The following is a 16,002-nucleotide window of genomic DNA, read 5'->3' as shown; positions in this document are numbered from 1 at the left end:
ACGTCAGACGATATAGCCGTCGTATATCTCTGTAACGAACGGGCCCCGGTCAAGGGCCCTTCTTTGACTATAATTAATTGGTAAGCGTCTGGAATTGAATAGTAAATTAGGTTGTAAAGCGGCTTGCGGGCCTATACATCACCCGGTTTACGTAAAGCAGTCTTGAAAGCAGGTACTCATCTCCCAATGCCATTGATTAACGCTATGCTGCGCTTCTTGGTTCTGAGCATTGCAGCGCTATGCGCCACATTGACGTATTCCGCAGACACGCCTTCTCACATCAGTATCGCTACCGGCAATGAAACCGGAGTGTATTTTCCTACCGGCGGCGCAATTTGTCGGTTGGTGAACAAGTCCAGTAAGGAATATGGCTTTCGCTGCTTTGTTGAGAGTACGGACGGGTCGCCCTACAACCTGCGCGCATTACGCGCCGGTGAAGTGGACTTCGCGGTTGTGCAGTCCGACTGGCAATTTCATGCCTACCATGGCAGCAGTATTTTCAAAGAAGCAGGACCTCATAAGGAGCTACGCTCCGTGTTCGCTATCCACCCGGAGGCGTTTACCATCGTGGCGCGTAAAGACGCCAATGTGAAAAGTTTTAAGGACTTGAAGGGTAAGCGGGTCAATGTGGGTAATGAAGGATCTGGCCAGCGTGGCACCATGGAAGTGCTGATGAATGCGTATGGCTGGTCCCTCAATGATTTCAAGTCCGCTTCGGAAATCAAGGCTATCGAACAACCGAGAGCGCTATGTTCCGGCCAGATTGACGTAATGCTATATATCGTGGGCCATCCAAGCGGCGCAGTGAAAGAGGCGACAACTCTGTGCGACAGCGTGCTGGTGTCGGTGGAAGGTGACGAAATCGACAGGCTTATTCGCGCCAACACTTATTATCGCCGCGCTGTGGTGCCCGGTGGAATGTATCGGGGTAATGAGCGGGACGTGAACACCTTCGGCGTTGGCGCTACCTTTGTGACGACGACGGCGGTGTCCGATGAGGTGGTCTACAGCGTGGTTAAGGCGGTGTTTGAGAACTTCGATCTGTTTCGGCGCCTGCATCCCGCGCTGGCTAATCTAAAGAAAGAACAGATGATCTTCGATAGTCTGACCGCGCCGCTGCATGCTGGCGCTGAAAAATACTATCGGGAAATGGGCATGATCGGTAACTGATCGTCGAGTCTGTTCCCCCCCCCCCAATGCCGACCTTAGCGTCGGCGTAGAGCTTTTTTGCGTATGTTGTCCCAGAGCAGCTGATAGGCGAGGGTGGCCGGCGACCTGGGCGCAAATACCGGCAAGGGCTCGCGAAACTCCCCCATCTTTTCCACATCGCTACAGTAGGGGATAAAGCCGATAGGCGTCTTGCCAAGCGTTTTTTTACAGCTGGCGGTGAACTCCTGGTGAATGCTCTTGCGGCGATCAATCATGGTCAACACGGGATACAGCTTGGCCAAATCGATTTTCTTCTGCTCCATCATCTCCGACACATGACGATAAGTTTCGAACGACAGATGGGTCGGTATCATTGTGACTAGCACGGCGTCGGCGGCTTTGAGTATGCGTAACGCCAGCTCCGATAAGGTGGGAGGGCAGTCTAGAACCAATACGCCGTAAGTCTCGCTCAGCATAGATAACCAGGAGTCGAGTTTGCCTCCGCTGACGCCAGTGAGATTGACGTCGATATTACGGTTGCTCATATCGGAGGGGATGATATCCAGTCGGTCATAACCTGTTCCCTGAATCAACTCCCCCAGCGCAAGCTTGTCCTTGATCAGCTTGCTCGCCTTCTTGCGCTTGCTGTTCTCAACCTGAAAGTACCAACTCGCCGCCGCTTGGGCGTCAAAGTCCCACAAAAGTGTTGGCTGGCCGCTTCCGGCGCTGAGATAGGCAATGTTGACGGCGGTGGCGGTTTTTCCCACCCCGCCTTTGAGATTGTATACCGCTATGGTTTTCATGGAGTCTGATGGCGCCTTGTTGTTATGGTCGGCTGGAGCCTTTATTAACCGGCGACGACGTTATACTTCCTTGGAGCGCCGGTGAGTGTGGAGAGTCAGGCTTCGCCGACAGGGTTTTATAATTCGGTTACTCTGTCAGAGTTATATAGGCTTTAACTGTAAAATCAAGAAACAATCGCATGCCTGAGCGCTTTTGGCGTGGTAACGCAGACGCATAGTTGCTAGAATCTCTGCCCCTGAAATTTGTGTGCAAGTGGTCTTTGGTATGGACCACCACTGGTGAAGGATAGTTTTTTATGCCCGTAATTACATTGCCTGACGGCAGTAAGAGAGAATTTTCCAACCCTGTAACCGTGCTGGATGTCGCTGCCGACATCGGTCCCGGATTGGCCAAAGCCGCCGTGGCGGGTAAAGTGGATGGAACACTGGTCGACTGCTCTCATGTTATTGATAAAGACGCCGATCTGGCGATTGTAACGGAGCGGGACCCTGAAGGCGTGGAAGTGATCAGACACTCCAGCGCCCACTTGCTGGCGATGGCGGTGCAAAGCATTTTTCCCAGTGCACAGGTAACTATCGGTCCGGTTATCGAAGACGGCTTTTATTACGACTTTGCGTTTGAGCGTCCTTTCACTCCAGACGATCTGGTTAAGATCGAAGAAAAGATGCAGGAATTATCCGACGCCGATTTGCCGGTCACCCGCTCGTTGATGTCTCGTTCCGAGGCGGTAGAGCTGTTCAAGAAAATGGGTGAAGAATATAAGGTCGAAATCATCGCCAGTATTCCAACCGAAGAAAACCTGTCTTTCTACTCTCAGGGCGACTTCATTGATTTATGTCGCGGCCCGCACGTTCCCAGCACAGGCAAAATCAAAGCCTTCAAACTGACCAAAGTGGCGGGCGCATACTGGCGTGGCGATTCCAGCAACGCCATGCTGCAGCGTATTTATGGCACCGCCTGGGGTAATAAAAAGGACCTCAAGGCTTATTTGCACAGAATCGAAGAAGCGGAAAAGCGCGATCACCGTAAAATTGGTAAAAAGCTGGGCTTGTTCCATATGCAGGAAGAAGCCCCAGGCATGGTGTTCTGGCACTCTGACGGCTGGACTTTGTACCAGGTAATCGAGCAATACATGCGTAAGCAACTGCGCAAGCACGACTACAAAGAAATCAAAACGCCTCAAGTGGTTGAGCGCACTCTGTGGGAGAAGTCCGGACACTGGGAGAAGTTCCGCGACGATATGTTCACCACTCAGTCTGAAGATCGCGACTTCGCTATCAAGCCGATGAACTGCCCCTGTCACGTTCAGGTGTTTAATCAAGGGCTACGTAGCTATCGTGATCTGCCGCTGCGACTGGCCGAGTTTGGTTCCTGTCACCGTAATGAAGCTTCTGGCGCGCTTCACGGCCTGATGCGAGTGCGTGGTTTCACGCAGGATGACGCACATATTTTCTGTACTGAAGAGCAAATTCAGGAAGAAGTCGGCAAGTTTATCGACTTCCTGCACGAGGTTTATGCGGACTTCGGCTTCTCTGAGATCATCTACAAGTTGTCCACGCGTCCAGAGAAGCGCGTCGGTTCAGACGAAATCTGGGATAAGTCGGAAAAAGCGCTGGCTGATGCGCTGGACGCCAAAGGCTTGCCTTGGGATGAGCTGCCCGGTGAGGGCGCGTTTTACGGTCCGAAGGTTGAGTTTTCATTGAAAGACTGTCTGGGGCGTCTGTGGCAATGCGGCACTGTGCAGGTGGATTTCTCGATGCCGGGCCGCTTAGGTGCGCAATACGTATCTGATGAACAGGTCAGAAAAACGCCTGTCATGTTGCATCGGGCGATTTTGGGCTCCTTTGAGAGATTTATCGGCATTCTCATCGAGCATTACGAAGGCGCATTCCCTTCCTGGCTGGCGCCAACTCAAGTGGCAATCCTCAATATTACTGACAAACAAGCGGATTATTGTAAAAAAATAGGCGAAATCCTGAATGATAAAGGGTTTAGGGTGCGTCTGGACTTGAGAAACGAAAAAATCAACTATAAAATTCGCGAGCATACTTTGAACAGAGTCCCCTTTTTGGCAGTGGTCGGGGACAAAGAAGTCGAAACTCAATGTTTAGCTATCCGGACTCGCCAAGGCGAAGACCTCGGCGTGATGTCCATTTCTGCGTTTGAAGAATTGCTTCAAAATGAAGAAGCCAAACGCAGCCGTAGCTAAAAATGATTAATTAACACGGAGAAAACACGATTAAGCGCAATACGCCACAAGGCAAATCCGATCGTCCAAAAATAAATGAGAACATAACTGCTCCCGAAGTCCGGCTGATAGCATCCGACGGGAAGCAGGTCGGTATAGTTCCTATAAAAGAAGCCTTGGAAAAAGCAGAGCAGGAAGGCTTGGATTTAGTGCAGATCGCGGATTCTGACCCGGTAGTCTGCCGCATAATGGACTACGGGAAAAAGATTTTTGAAGAGAAGAAGCAGAAAGCTGCTGCTAAGAAGAAGCAGAAGCAGACGCAAGTAAAAGAAATGAAATTTCGACCAGGGACGGAAGAAGGGGATTATCAGGTAAAGCTGCGCAACCTGATACGTTTCCTAGAGCACGGGGACAAGGCCAAAGTATCCATTCGCTTCCGCGGACGGGAAATGGCTCACCAAGAGCTCGGACTGCAGTTACTGCAAAGGGTCGAAAAAGACCTGGAGGAGTTCGGCGTCGTGGAGCAAAGGCCCAAGATGGAAGGGCGTCAGGCTATGATGGTGGTAGCCCCGAAAAAGAAAAAGTAGCCTTCTCAGCAATATAGAGGCTGCTCATTTATATCTAAATGAATGCGGAGTATTCATATGCCTAAGATGAAAAGCAAAAGCTCGGCGGCGAAGCGGTTCAAAAAAACCGCTAACGGCTTTAAACACCGCCAATCCTTCACCAGTCATATTTTGACCAAGAAGAGCACCAAGCGTAAGCGTCACCTGCGTCCTAAGAAGCAAGTGAACCCTTCGGATGTTCCATTGATCAAGCGTATGCTCTGTCAGTAATTAATACGGAAGGATTGAAATATGCCTCGAGTTAAACGTGGTGTAACGGCTCGCCGTCGCCATAAGAAAGTTCTGAATCAAGCCAAGGGTTACTACGGAGCGCGTAGTCGTGTATTCCGTGTAGCCAAACAAGCGGTTATCAAAGCCGGACAATATGCTTACCGTGACCGTCGTCAGCGTAAGCGTCAATTCCGCGCGCTGTGGATTGCCCGTATTAACGCCGGTGCGCGTGACAACGGTCTGTCCTATAGCCGTTTGATCGCTGGTCTGAAGCGCGCCAATGTCGAAATCGACCGTAAGGTCCTGGCGGATCTGGCTATGAACGAAAAAGCAGCTTTTGCTGCTGTAGTTCAGAAAGCTAAAGAGGCCCTGGCGTAATCTAACTTTTCAGCAAATCCTTGATTTTGTTGATTAATATTTGATAGGGGAAGGGGCTGCTCTTCCCCTATTTTTGTTTCTCGGAGCGGAAAAATGGAGAATCTTGAAGGCATTGTTGATCGCGCCAAAGACGCCGTCGCCAAGGCGGAGAGCGAGCAGAGCCTTGAACAACTAAGAGTTGACTACCTTGGCAAGAAAGGGCAAATCACCCAACTTCTGAAAGAACTGGGACGTCTTGACGCTGCGGAGAGACCTGCGGCGGGAGCAAAGATCAATGAAGCCAAGCTGTTGGTGCAAGACCTTATCAACGAAGCCAAAAGCGAGCTCTCCAGCAAAAACGAAGCAGTCAAACTGGCTGCGGAATCAATCGACGTAACCTTGCCCGGGCGTAAAGAGTCATTGGGAACTCTTCATCCTGTCACCCGGACGATGTTACGTATTGAAGACTTCTTCGCGCGATCTGGATACACAGTGGAAGAGGGACCTGAAATCGAAGATGACTATCATAACTTCGAGGCCCTTAATATCCCCTCTCATCATCCCGCGCGCGCCATGCACGATACCTTTTACTTTGATCCGACGACATTACTGCGCACGCATACATCCCCAGTGCAGATTCGGGTAATGGAATCAAGCAAGCCTCCATTCCGCATGATTTGCCCCGGAAGAGTTTATCGTTGTGACTCGGATATGACTCATACGCCCATGTTCCACCAGGTAGAAGGTTTGATGGTGGATAAGCATGTCAGCTTTGCTGACTTGAAAAGTACAATCGTTGAGTTTCTGCGCGAGTTCTTTGAGAAAGACCTTGAAGTGCGTTTCCGTCCGTCTTACTTCCCGTTCACAGAGCCTTCCGCTGAAGTGGACATTGAGTGGGGAAGAAACGAAGACGGTTCAATCAAGTGGTTGGAAGTGATGGGCTGCGGCATGGTTCATCCTAAAGTGTTTGAAGCAGCGGGCGTGGACTCTGAAACCTACTCAGGGTTTGCCTTTGGTATGGGCGTTGAGCGATTGGCGATGCTCCGGTACGGCGTGAACGATCTGCGGATGTTTTTCGAAAACGACATGCGTTTTCTTGACCAGTTCTAACCTCGGACGTGATTACCCCTTAAAACACGGTAAGGATTAATAATAGGCTTTGTGATATGAAATTCAGTGAATATTGGTTACGAGAGTGGGTCGATCCGCAGCTGAGCTCTGAGGCGTTGGTTCAGCAAATCACTATGGCGGGCCTGGAAGTGGACGCTGCCGAGCGCGTAGCCAAGCCTTTTAGTGGAATCGTGGTGGGTGAGGTGCTGTCAGTCGAGCCCCACCCCGATGCAGATAAGCTTCGCGTTTGTAAGGTTTCGGATGGTCAGGAGCAGTTCCAGGTTGTATGTGGCGCTCCCAATGTCGTAGAGGGAATGAAAGTTCCGTTCGCTAAAATTGGCGCTGTGTTGTCTGGCGACTTCAAAATTAAAAAAGCTAAGCTGCGAGGCGTAGAGTCTCAGGGCATGTTGTGCTCAGAAGAGGAGCTGACGCTGGCGGAGAAGTCCGATGGCTTAATGCCGTTGGCCGCGGATGCGCCTGTTGGCGCTGACGTTCGCAGCTATTTGAAGCTGGATGACAATATTATTGATGTCGATTTGACCCCCAACCGTAGCGATTGCCTCAGTATTCTGGGCATGGCGCGGGAAGTGGCTGCTCTCAATAAGATTCCTTTTGATGCGCCTGAAGTGAAGAAAACGGCGGCAGTCACTGAAGACGTATTCCCTGTTCGTATCGACGCTCCAGAGGCCTGCCCGCGATATGTGGGGCGCGTTATTAAAGGGGTGGATTTGTCTGCGCCTACACCTCAGTGGATGGTCGAGAAACTGCGCCGTAGCGGAATTCGCAGTATTGACGCAGTGGTGGACGTCACTAACTTTGTCATGATCGAGCTAGGTCAACCCATGCACGCGTTTGACCTCAAGGAGCTTGCGGGCGGTATCGTTGTTCGGATGCCTGCGCCGGGCGAAAAGTTAGTTCTGCTGGACGGTCAGGAAATAACTATTAACCCTGATACGTTAGTCATTGCTGACAAAGAAAAGCCTCTAGCCCTGGCTGGCATTATGGGGGGCGAGCATAGCGGCGTTTCTGAAAAAACCCAGGACATATTCCTCGAAAGCGCATTCTTCGCTCCTTTGCATCTGGCTGGGAAAGCGCGTTCATATGGTTTGCATACGGACTCATCTCATCGCTTTGAGCGTGGTGTCGACTACGCTCATCAGGCGCGCGCCATAGAGCGGGCCACCGAGTTGTTGCTTGAGATCGTGGGCGGTCAACCTGGTCCGGTTACTGAAGTCTGTAGCAAAGAGCACTTGCCTGCCAAAGCATTAGTAAACCTGCGTCATGCACGTGTTGATGAGCTGCTTGGCGTTCACCTTGATCGCACCAGGGTAGAGGAAATGCTTGCAAGGTTGGGTCTTAGCGTACACAAGGTGGCTAAAGACGGCTGGACTTTCAGCGCCCCGACCCATCGCTTTGATATCAGTATTGAAGTGGATCTGATCGAAGAAGTGGCAAGATTGTATGGCTACAACAAGCTGCCCGTTACCGAGCCGATGGCTCCGTTGGGAATTAAGCCGTTGCCGGAGAGTAAGGTATCTCTGCGTCGCTTGAAACTACACTTGGTGTCGAGAGGCTATCAGGAAGCGATTACATACTCTTTCGTAGATCAGAAAGTGTTGAGTCTGCTGACTCCTGAGGAAGATACCATTAATTTGGCGAATCCTATCGCCAGCGATATGGCTGCGATGCGTACGACCCTCTGGGCAGGCCTATTGCAAACTGCGCTATATAACCAAAATCGCCAACAAAATCGCATTCGCCTTTTTGAATCTGGTCTACGCTTCCTTAAGAAGGGCGGCCAAATTCAACAGGACCCGATGTTGGCGGGGTTAATTATGGGCGCCAGTATGCCGGAAGGCTGGGAAAGCAAAAAGCGCACGGTAGACTTCTATGATGTGAAGGGAGATCTGGAGTCGCTTTTGGAAATTCCTGGCTGTAACTTGAGTTTCCGGAGCGCTCAGCATCCTGCATTGCATCCTGGACAGACGGCTGAAGTACTAAAAGATGGGCAACCTATTGGTGTGTTAGGCGCACTGCATCCCAGAATTGCTAAAACTTTGAATTTAAATGGCCCACTTTATTTATTTGAGCTATGCTTAAATTCAATAGCAGACGGGCAAGTGCCTTCTTTTAAAGGAGTTTCCCGCTTCCCGGAGATCCGAAGAGACCTTGCTATTGTAATAGATGAACAAACACCTTACGCGGATGTCGCCCTGGCGATTGCTCAGAGCGCAGGGGAGTGGCGTGTTCACCACGAACTGTTCGATGTATATCATGGGGATTCGGTCGGTGCGGACAAGAAGAGCCTGGCCATCAGTATCGTGTGGCGCCATCCTGAAAGAACATTACGCGACGAAGAAATCACGGAGGCATTTGACAACGTGGTGAAAGAACTTGGTAATCGTTTCGGTGCGTCTTTGAGGAGTTAGTCATGGGAGCTTTAACGAAAGCAGATATGGCTGAGCGGCTTTATCAGGAAGTGGGTCTCAATAAGCGTGAAGCTAAGGAAATGGTCGAGGCCTTCTTTGACGAGGTCAGGGATGCATTAAGCCACAACGAGCAAGTAAAGCTGTCAGGATTCGGCAATTTTGACCTGAGGGACAAAAAACAGCGTCCTGGCCGTAACCCTAAGACTGGTGAGGAGATTCCTATCACCGCCAGGCGGGTTGTTACTTTCAGACCAGGTCAAAAATTAAAGGCTAAAGTAGAAGCTTATGCTGGAACCCAGTCATAACGACGAGCTCCCACCCATTCCAGGAAAACGCTACTTCACCATCGGTGAAGTTAGCGATCTATGTAGTGTTAAGGCTCACGTGTTGCGATATTGGGAGCAAGAGTTTCCTCAACTCGCTCCCGTAAAGCGGCGCGGAAATCGCCGCTATTATCAACGCCAAGACGTGTTGATGATTCGTCAGATCCGAGACCTTCTATATAACCAGGGTTACACCATCGGCGGCGCCAAGCAGAAATTGGCGGGCTCCGAAACCAAGGAAGACGCTACACAGGCCAAGCAACTCATACGTCAGATGATTATTGAGTTAGAAGAAGTATTGTTGGTCCTTGAAGCCTAACAGGTTTCAAGGACCGTCACCCCAAAGTAAAAAACTGAATTATTTGGGTTTTTAGGGGTTGAAGGGCGAGGTGTTTTTATCTATCATACGCACCTCTTCGAGTCGGGGCGTAGCGCAGCCTGGTAGCGCACTTGCATGGGGTGCAAGGGGTCGAGTGTTCAAATCACTCCGTCCCGACCAATTTTCCTTTCTAGTATCAATAAGTTACACCACTATTTTCTTGCGGTTAAATTTTAGTCTTGCAAAAGATTTGCAAATGTTTTGCAAAACCTCCCGTTAAATTTCAGCTATTTTTAGGTCCGCGACGGCATTTATCCACCTAATTTCGCTGTGTCCGGAATCGTAGTTCTTCACCATCTTTTCTGAAGCCCATCCGCCCAGTTGCTTGGGGTCTTTTCCTTGGTCTTTGTACAATTTTTCACCCAATGCGCGTATCTCATGAAAGGTTGGCTTCTCTCCTTCTTGATAATTTTCGTACAGTCCAACTTGAGAATCCCTGATTGACTTGAACTCTCTTGAGATCATATCGGGTAGCACTTGGGTCCAGTGTTTGGACTTTATCCGTTTGAATTTTCTTTGCGGCCTCCTGTTTATTATGAAGGGGCTGGGGATGTCCGTGCGGCATCTTTTTAGGACCTCTTGAAGTTGCTCTCCTATTTCTATTCTCAAATATCCCGTGTCGTGTTTTTTTGTTTTCTCTTGGATTACATACAGGTAATATCTTCGAATTTCATCTTTGATATATCTTCTCGTCGCTGAAGGGTCAGCAAAGCTAAGTCCATCGCATTTTTCATCCATGCTGGAGCGTGAAATCTAATGCGTTTATATTCTTCTAGGGATAGGCGCTTACGGGTCTTTTTATACTTTCTTTTTAATGTTGCTTCAGCGGGGTTGTCGCCCACAGGGCGAAGCCCTCTTGATATTGCAACCTTGAATATATCAGTGGCTACTTGCCTGATTTGAAGTGAAGATCTTGCGGAAAATGTCTCCAAAAAGTCACTCAAGTTTTTAACTGATACTTCCTCAATAAGAGTGTTCTCAAAGGATGCTCTCAATTGTTTGATTCGCGTGTTGTACATATCAACAGTAGCCTTTGCATAATCCCTTTCTGGGATTATGTTTGTCAGGAACCAGTCACAAGTGATTCTATCTGAAGGCATAAAAAAAGCCCCTGGGGAAGGGGCTGAGTCTACTCTAGCTCTAAACTAGTGAGGTTTACTCAGTGTGAAATCTTTTCCTTGAACAAGGTGACCTTGTTCAGAAGATATTTGATTCTGCTTTCGAGGTTGTGCTTATAAGTTTCGAGTCTTGGTTTGACTTCTTTGTCCACCGCTTTCTCGGCCTGCATTTTGGCGTAAGCGGACATCATGTTTGCGTTCCAGCGTATTCTGCCGCGCACGTCATAGGTGGCTGCGTCGATGTTGCGGGCGAAGTCTTTGAGGGTGTTGTTTTTGGCTCTGATTCGGGCGACGACGGCCTTTAAACTCTTATCTTCGTTATCCAGATCTGCGCCCAGTTGATTCAGAACCTTTTTCCCTTCCTGCTCAACCGTACTCAGGCCAGATTGCAGTTGGCGTTGTAGCTGGTCCCTTAAAGTAGTTAGCCGGTCCATTTGGCTTTTTGAGTTTTTTGCCGACATTTTAGCGCCTTGAAATCGGGTTATATGGCTAAATTTGAATCAAATACTAGAAGCAAAAATTAGAATAATCATCCTAATTTGCAGACAGTCGAGCAGGAGATTTAAGGTTGGGGGAAACCCGCCGGTTTGAAGTCGGCGGGAGCAGAGCAGGGGATTAGTCGGCCCAGGTTAGAATCTGTCGAACAAGCTTTTCAATACCTGTGGCGGCTTCTGAAATCCGGCCAGCCAGCATATAGGCGGGCGTGGAGACGACTTTACGTTCTTCATCCACGACTACATCGTCCACAGCGCAGTTCACGTGCTGCCCGCCCATACTTTCAATGGCTCCAGCGACGTCTCTATTGTCTCCAATGGTGCATTTGACGCCAGCTCCATAGATATGGGGAATCATGGTTGGTGCGATGCAGACATAACCGGCTGGTTTGCCAGCTTCGGCGAAGGCTTTGGCGACTCGCTCCACTTGGGGGAGGATTTTCATGTCGACGCCATCGACAGCGAAGGTGGATAGGTTTTTCGCGGCGCCGAATCCGCCAGGAAAGATCAGTGCATCAAACTCATCGGGATTTAGCTCCGAGAGTTCTTTGATGTCGCCGCGCGCCAGGCGGGCGGATTCCAGTAATACATTGCGTGACGCTTCAGGGACAGGCTCTCCGCTGATGTGATTCACCACTTGCACCAGATTAATGTCTGGTGCGAAGCACTGATATTTCGCGTCGTTGCTGTCCAGCGCCAAAAGAGTGATGACGGACTCGTAAATTTCCGCGCCATCGAGGTACCCACAGCCTGACAAAACCACAGCAATATTAGCCATTGTATCTCCTCCCTTTTTCTCAGCTCAGCTTTAATCAGTCTTAACTATTTATGCCGACATACTTTAGCCCGGCGGGTTTGCATTTTCTATGCTATGGTGAATTTAGACTCACCAGAACAATCCGCCATGAATTTGAGATCGCTTTGGTTCAAATTCGGAGCAATTTGTGTCTGCTTCGCCGTGATTTTGATCATGATCTTTATGGCGGGGTTGCAGGTATTTTTTGCCCCAATGGCCAGGGACTTGGAATCTCAGCGCGCCCGTCTTGACATAGATCGGGTGACCGGCGCTTTATTCCATGAATTAACCAATCTGCATCAATATACCTTGGACTGGGCCGCCTGGGACGACACCTACCGCTTTGTTGAATCACCTTATCCTGAATACATAGAGTCCAATCTCGGCGACGCTACATTCGTTAATCTCAAGATCGACGCGATGATGCTTTATAAGCCCAATGGCGAGGTGGTTTGGGGAAAGACGTGGGACCAGGAAACCGGGGAGACGCTACATGTGAAAGAGTTGCCCTTGGATGGCCCGCCTGATCCTGGTTTTATCCTGGGGGTGGCGCTCGGTGACTTTAAGGACCCGTATTCGGGATACTCCGGGATTATGGGGACTGAATCAGGGCTGATGTTTGTCAGTGTGCGGCCAGTGTTTCGCTCCAACCTGACTGGACCGGCGAATGGCGTGTTGTTGTTTGGCCGCTTGGTGCGCGGGCGGTTGTTGCAGAATCTGCAGCAGTTGGTGGGGGTTCCATTCGCGGTCTTTTGGATGCATGACCCCAAGCTCAATGATGACTTGCGCGATATCGCCGACAGATTGACGGTGGATGAACCTATTTATACCCGGGAAGTCAGCAACTCCAAGTTGGAGGGTTACACGCTGATTCCAGATATTGAGAGCGATCTTAGCATTTTGGTGCGCATCAACGCCGACCGTGATTTTTTTAATCTGACCGCAGCGACGTTTGACCGGGCGATGAGCTACGCCTCCTATTTATTAACGGCGGTATTGGGTATCTTCGCCTTCCTTGTATTGATGCTGGTGCTGCGCCCATTGGCGCGACTGGAGGCCTATGTCAGGCGTGTTCAAAGTCAGCCGCAATTGGAAAAGCTGGATCTGCCCAAGCTGCCTAGAGACGAAATAGGTAAGCTTGGCAGGGCGTTTTATCAGTTGTTATGCCAGCTGCAGGAGCAAAGCGAAAAGCTGCGCGAGATGTCCTTTCGTGATGAGTTGACGGGGCTGGCGAACCGTCGAGCGGTCATTGGATATCTGGATGAGCGCTGGAAGCTGGCCTTGGAGCAAAAGTCGGATATCGCAGTTATTATCTGCGATGTTGACTACTTTAAGGACTTTAATGATCACTATGGTCATGACATGGGCGATGAAGTGCTCAAGGAGGTCGCCTCGGCGTTGCGTCGAGGCGCTAACAAGCGGCTTGATCTAGTCGCCCGATATGGAGGAGAAGAGTTTTTAATCGTGTTGCCAGGCGCTGACCTGCATATTGGAGAGCAGGTGGCTGAGCGCTTGGTTAAACGCGTCTATGAAATGAAACTCCCTCACCATTTTTCGCAAGTCGCCCAGTATGTGTCCGTAAGCTGTGGCGTCGCAGCAGGTTCTCCTGGCGAAGACGAGACAAAAGAAGAGTGGATTCGATTGGCGGACGAAGCCTTATATAAAGCCAAGGAGTCTGGACGAAATCGATTCGCTGCGATTAATCCTGCGGATTTGCGCAATTTAAAGCGCAGTGGCTCCTACAACTCAGTCAATCCTTAAGCATTTGTCCACTCGCACCTAGGCGTTATATTGGGTGCCTGACTCCGTTTCCAACGTTATCTCGAAATTTTGGTGAACTTTTATGCGTTTTGCTGCACTGCTTTCGTCTGCTTTGAGCTTCGTTTTATCCGGCTGTGATTCTTTTACGGTAAGAGAGGCGGAAATTCAGGCCAGTATTAACAAGCAGCTCCCCATCCAAGGCATTATCAATGTGCAGGTCCGTGCGCCGGAAGATTTGGGTGGACTGGGCGGCATCCTGCCTGATCTTATGCGTCAAAGCCTGTCCGTTCAGGCGCAACTGGACTTGCAGCGACTGAATATTGCGTTGTTGGGCGATAAAGGCGGATATGTCATGTTGGATGCTGAGCCGATGTTGTCCACCCGAATTTTGAGCGTTGGTATTGAGGAGCCGCTCCGAATTACTGGAAGTGCGGCGGTACGATGGGATGCGGATTCAGGCGCTCTGTATCTGGATAACATTAAAGTGCTGAATGTCGAGTCTCGCTTTATTAATCGTTTCGTGCCTGAGGGCGTTCGCAAGCCTTTGTGGAGCAGTATTAGCGATTGGCTGAATGCATATTATGGGGCTTATCCTGTCTATAAGTTGAAAGAGCCCGTTGGTATTGCAAGTAAAATTGTTGGCGCTGTGCGAGAAATTACGGTCGAAGACGATATGGTGAGGTTCCGCTTATAGCGGGCGATGTCGCCAGGCTCTCTTTCTCAAATACCCGCGAATCCCTGTATACCCTTTAGGATACGGAGATTCTCGGATTTTTATTCCTATAGATATGACTAAACTTCATCTTTACTTGTCGGTGATTGGCTGATCGTCGTCAGGAAGTCGAGCCATGCCGGGCTCTTTAAGCGGGTGGCAAAAGAAGTAAAGTTGTATTAATGAAATAGGTACCAGCTGTGATTAGACGTTTTGCATCTTATGGCGCACTGGACGCGTTCATAGCAGCCAACACAGTGCTGCTGGTTCAATGCTGGCCTGACGTTAACGGCGAATGGGTCGCTGAATTCAAGGCCTAATGGAAGAATCTTTTAAAGAAGCCGGGTGATGAGAGTCACCCGGCTTTTTTCTTTCTATATCCGAGGCTTCTGCTAATCTCAAAGAGAGTGGCCAGGGCTTCCGGCAAATACCGTCATATCCCCGGCGTAGTGCAAAACACGGATATCGGACAACTGATAGACACCGCCGACATGGAGCATCGCCTGATTCTATGGTTGACCATATGGGGGGTTAGCCTTCTCTATCCTCCCGCGGTGAGGGGGGCGGATAGTGTCGAGCTGGTTTTGTATAACTGGGCGAATTACATGCCTCCTGAGTTACTGGACGCCTTTCAAAAGGAAACGGGGGTTCAGGTGCGGGAACTTTATTACTCCTCCGATGAAAGCAAGCAAGCGTTGCTGGCGGAAACCCAGGGCGTTGGGCTTGATTTGATTATCAGCGCCGGCGCGTCTATGCGGGAATATGTGATTCCAGAATGGATTGATGCGTTACAGCCGGAGCTATTGCCCCATCTATCCAATGTGGATGAGCATTGGATGAGAAAGTTTGGAGAGGTGGAGGGATACGGTGTGCCCCTGTTATGGGGAACCATCGGCATCGCCTACCGAAGTGACAAGCTTCCGCAGCCGCCCTCCAGTTGGCGGGACTTTTTTAAACCCCATCATAGCCTGCGACAAAAAATCATGGTGATCGACGATTCCGCCGACGCATTTGGAATGGCGTTGGTGGCGTTGGGATATTCCATGAATGCAACGGACCTGACCCAGGTTGAAGCGGCCGGCGTGCTGCTGGAGCAGCAGAAGCCTTATGTGGCGGGTTACGCCTATCCGCTTATTGATGAGAACTCTGAACTGATCAAAGGCCATATTGTAATGGCCATGATGTACAACGGAGATGCGGTAGGTCTGCACGAATTGGACCCAAGAGTGGCGTTCGTGGCGCCGGCTGAGGGCACTAATTTGTGGGTGGACTACATTGGCGTTGTCAAAAAAAGCCAGCATAAAGAGGAGGCGCATCAGTTCATCGACTTTTTACTGCGCCCGGAAAACGCCGCCAAGCTGTCTGAGTTTCTGCACTATGCGTCGGCGAATAAAGCGACGGCCTCCAAGTTGTCAAAGGAGCATCTGGAAAATCCTGATATTTACCCGCCTAAAAACGTGATGGACAAGGCGGATACTTACAAAGTCATTTCGCCGGAGGTGTTAAAGTTGCGCAACCAGATGTTTCGTTCAATTAAGCGCTAGAA

General features: G+C 50.1%; 17 protein-coding genes and 1 tRNA gene. 13 read left to right on the top strand and 5 right to left on the bottom strand.

The features are described 5' to 3' along the window. The first annotated feature begins 186 nt into the window (after nt 1-186). On the top strand, nt 187-1,170 hold the full coding sequence (locus ONV78_RS07145) for a TAXI family TRAP transporter solute-binding subunit (RefSeq protein ID WP_279502188.1): 984 nt from the start codon (nt 187-189) through the stop codon (nt 1,168-1,170). A gap of 35 nt (nt 1,171-1,205) precedes the next feature. Here the strand turns inward: ONV78_RS07145 and ONV78_RS07140 are convergent, their stop codons facing one another. After that, on the bottom strand, nt 1,206-1,952 hold the full coding sequence (locus ONV78_RS07140; RefSeq protein ID WP_279502186.1) for an AAA family ATPase: 747 nt from the start codon (nt 1,950-1,952) through the stop codon (nt 1,206-1,208). A 296-nt stretch (nt 1,953-2,248) separates the two neighbouring features. Between ONV78_RS07140 and thrS the strand changes: the two genes are divergently transcribed. From thrS to ONV78_RS07095, 9 genes are all read left to right on the top strand, one after another. After that, nucleotides 2,249-4,162 (top strand): threonine--tRNA ligase, encoded by a 1,914-nt coding sequence (gene thrS, locus ONV78_RS07135; RefSeq protein WP_279502184.1) that lies wholly within the window; start codon nt 2,249-2,251, stop codon nt 4,160-4,162. Nucleotides 4,163-4,191: 29 nt separating this feature from the next. Continuing rightward, on the top strand, nt 4,192-4,728 hold the full coding sequence (gene infC / locus ONV78_RS07130) for a translation initiation factor IF-3 (protein WP_083769803.1): 537 nt from the start codon (nt 4,192-4,194) through the stop codon (nt 4,726-4,728). A gap of 57 nt (nt 4,729-4,785) precedes the next feature. After that, complete coding sequence (gene rpmI, locus ONV78_RS07125; protein WP_011398345.1) at nt 4,786-4,977, top strand: 50S ribosomal protein L35; 192 nt, start codon at nt 4,786-4,788, stop codon at nt 4,975-4,977. 21 nt (nt 4,978-4,998) lie between these two features. Continuing rightward, a complete protein-coding gene (rplT, locus tag ONV78_RS07120; protein ID WP_011398344.1) occupies nt 4,999-5,355 on the top strand; it encodes a 50S ribosomal protein L20 in 357 nt (118 codons plus the stop codon). 93 nt (nt 5,356-5,448) lie between these two features. Continuing rightward, entirely contained in the window at nt 5,449-6,444 is a 996-nt protein-coding gene (pheS, locus tag ONV78_RS07115; RefSeq protein ID WP_216737060.1) for a phenylalanine--tRNA ligase subunit alpha, read from the top strand. 56 nt (nt 6,445-6,500) lie between these two features. Next, nucleotides 6,501-8,873, top strand: a complete 2,373-nt coding sequence (pheT, locus tag ONV78_RS07110; RefSeq protein WP_279502180.1) for a phenylalanine--tRNA ligase subunit beta — start codon at nt 6,501-6,503, stop codon at nt 8,871-8,873. A gap of 2 nt (nt 8,874-8,875) precedes the next feature. Continuing rightward, the gene (gene ihfA / locus ONV78_RS07105) at nt 8,876-9,178 is read left to right on the top strand and encodes an integration host factor subunit alpha (protein ID WP_011398341.1); all 303 of its coding nucleotides are present in this window, start codon (nt 8,876-8,878) and stop codon (nt 9,176-9,178) included. After that, complete coding sequence (locus ONV78_RS07100; protein ID WP_011398340.1) at nt 9,159-9,515, top strand: MerR family transcriptional regulator; 357 nt, start codon at nt 9,159-9,161, stop codon at nt 9,513-9,515. The genes ihfA and ONV78_RS07100 overlap by 20 nt, the downstream gene beginning before the upstream one ends. A gap of 103 nt (nt 9,516-9,618) precedes the next feature. Beyond that, nucleotides 9,619-9,695, top strand: a tRNA-Pro gene (locus ONV78_RS07095). Between the two features lie 96 nt (nt 9,696-9,791). Here the strand turns inward: ONV78_RS07095 and ONV78_RS07090 are convergent. The 4 genes from ONV78_RS07090 to elbB all read right to left on the bottom strand — a co-directional run bounded on the left by ONV78_RS07090 (nt 9,792) and on the right by elbB (nt 11,965). Further along, nucleotides 9,792-10,313, bottom strand: coding sequence for a hypothetical protein (locus tag ONV78_RS07090; protein WP_279502173.1), 522 nt, complete (start codon nt 10,311-10,313; stop codon nt 9,792-9,794). After that, a complete protein-coding gene (locus ONV78_RS07085) occupies nt 10,220-10,675 on the bottom strand; it encodes a hypothetical protein (protein ID WP_279502172.1) in 456 nt (151 codons plus the stop codon). The genes ONV78_RS07090 and ONV78_RS07085 overlap by 94 nt, the downstream gene beginning before the upstream one ends. A 59-nt stretch (nt 10,676-10,734) precedes the next feature. Next, entirely contained in the window at nt 10,735-11,154 is a 420-nt protein-coding gene (locus tag ONV78_RS07080; protein WP_279502171.1) for a hypothetical protein, read from the bottom strand. Between the two features lie 154 nt (nt 11,155-11,308). Further along, nucleotides 11,309-11,965, bottom strand: a complete 657-nt coding sequence (elbB, locus tag ONV78_RS07075) for an isoprenoid biosynthesis glyoxalase ElbB (RefSeq protein WP_279502170.1) — start codon at nt 11,963-11,965, stop codon at nt 11,309-11,311. Between the two features lie 126 nt (nt 11,966-12,091). On the opposite strand from elbB, the gene ONV78_RS07070 reads away from it, so the two are divergent. The 3 genes from ONV78_RS07070 to ONV78_RS07060 all read left to right on the top strand — a co-directional run bounded on the left by ONV78_RS07070 (nt 12,092) and on the right by ONV78_RS07060 (nt 16,000). Then, nucleotides 12,092-13,744, top strand: coding sequence for a diguanylate cyclase (locus ONV78_RS07070; protein WP_279502169.1), 1,653 nt, complete (start codon nt 12,092-12,094; stop codon nt 13,742-13,744). An 82-nt stretch (nt 13,745-13,826) separates the two neighbouring features. After that, nucleotides 13,827-14,438, top strand: a complete 612-nt coding sequence (locus ONV78_RS07065; RefSeq protein ID WP_279502167.1) for a DUF1439 domain-containing protein — start codon at nt 13,827-13,829, stop codon at nt 14,436-14,438. Between the two features lie 425 nt (nt 14,439-14,863). Further along, entirely contained in the window at nt 14,864-16,000 is a 1,137-nt protein-coding gene (locus ONV78_RS07060; RefSeq protein WP_279502166.1) for a spermidine/putrescine ABC transporter substrate-binding protein, read from the top strand. Nucleotides 16,001-16,002: the final 2 nt, after the last annotated feature.

Origin of the sequence: Hahella sp. CR1, assembly GCF_029813005.1 — a bacterium.
Taxonomy (GTDB): Bacteria; Pseudomonadota; Gammaproteobacteria; order Pseudomonadales; family Oleiphilaceae; genus Hahella.
This window is presented reverse-complemented; position numbering and strand designations above follow the sequence as displayed.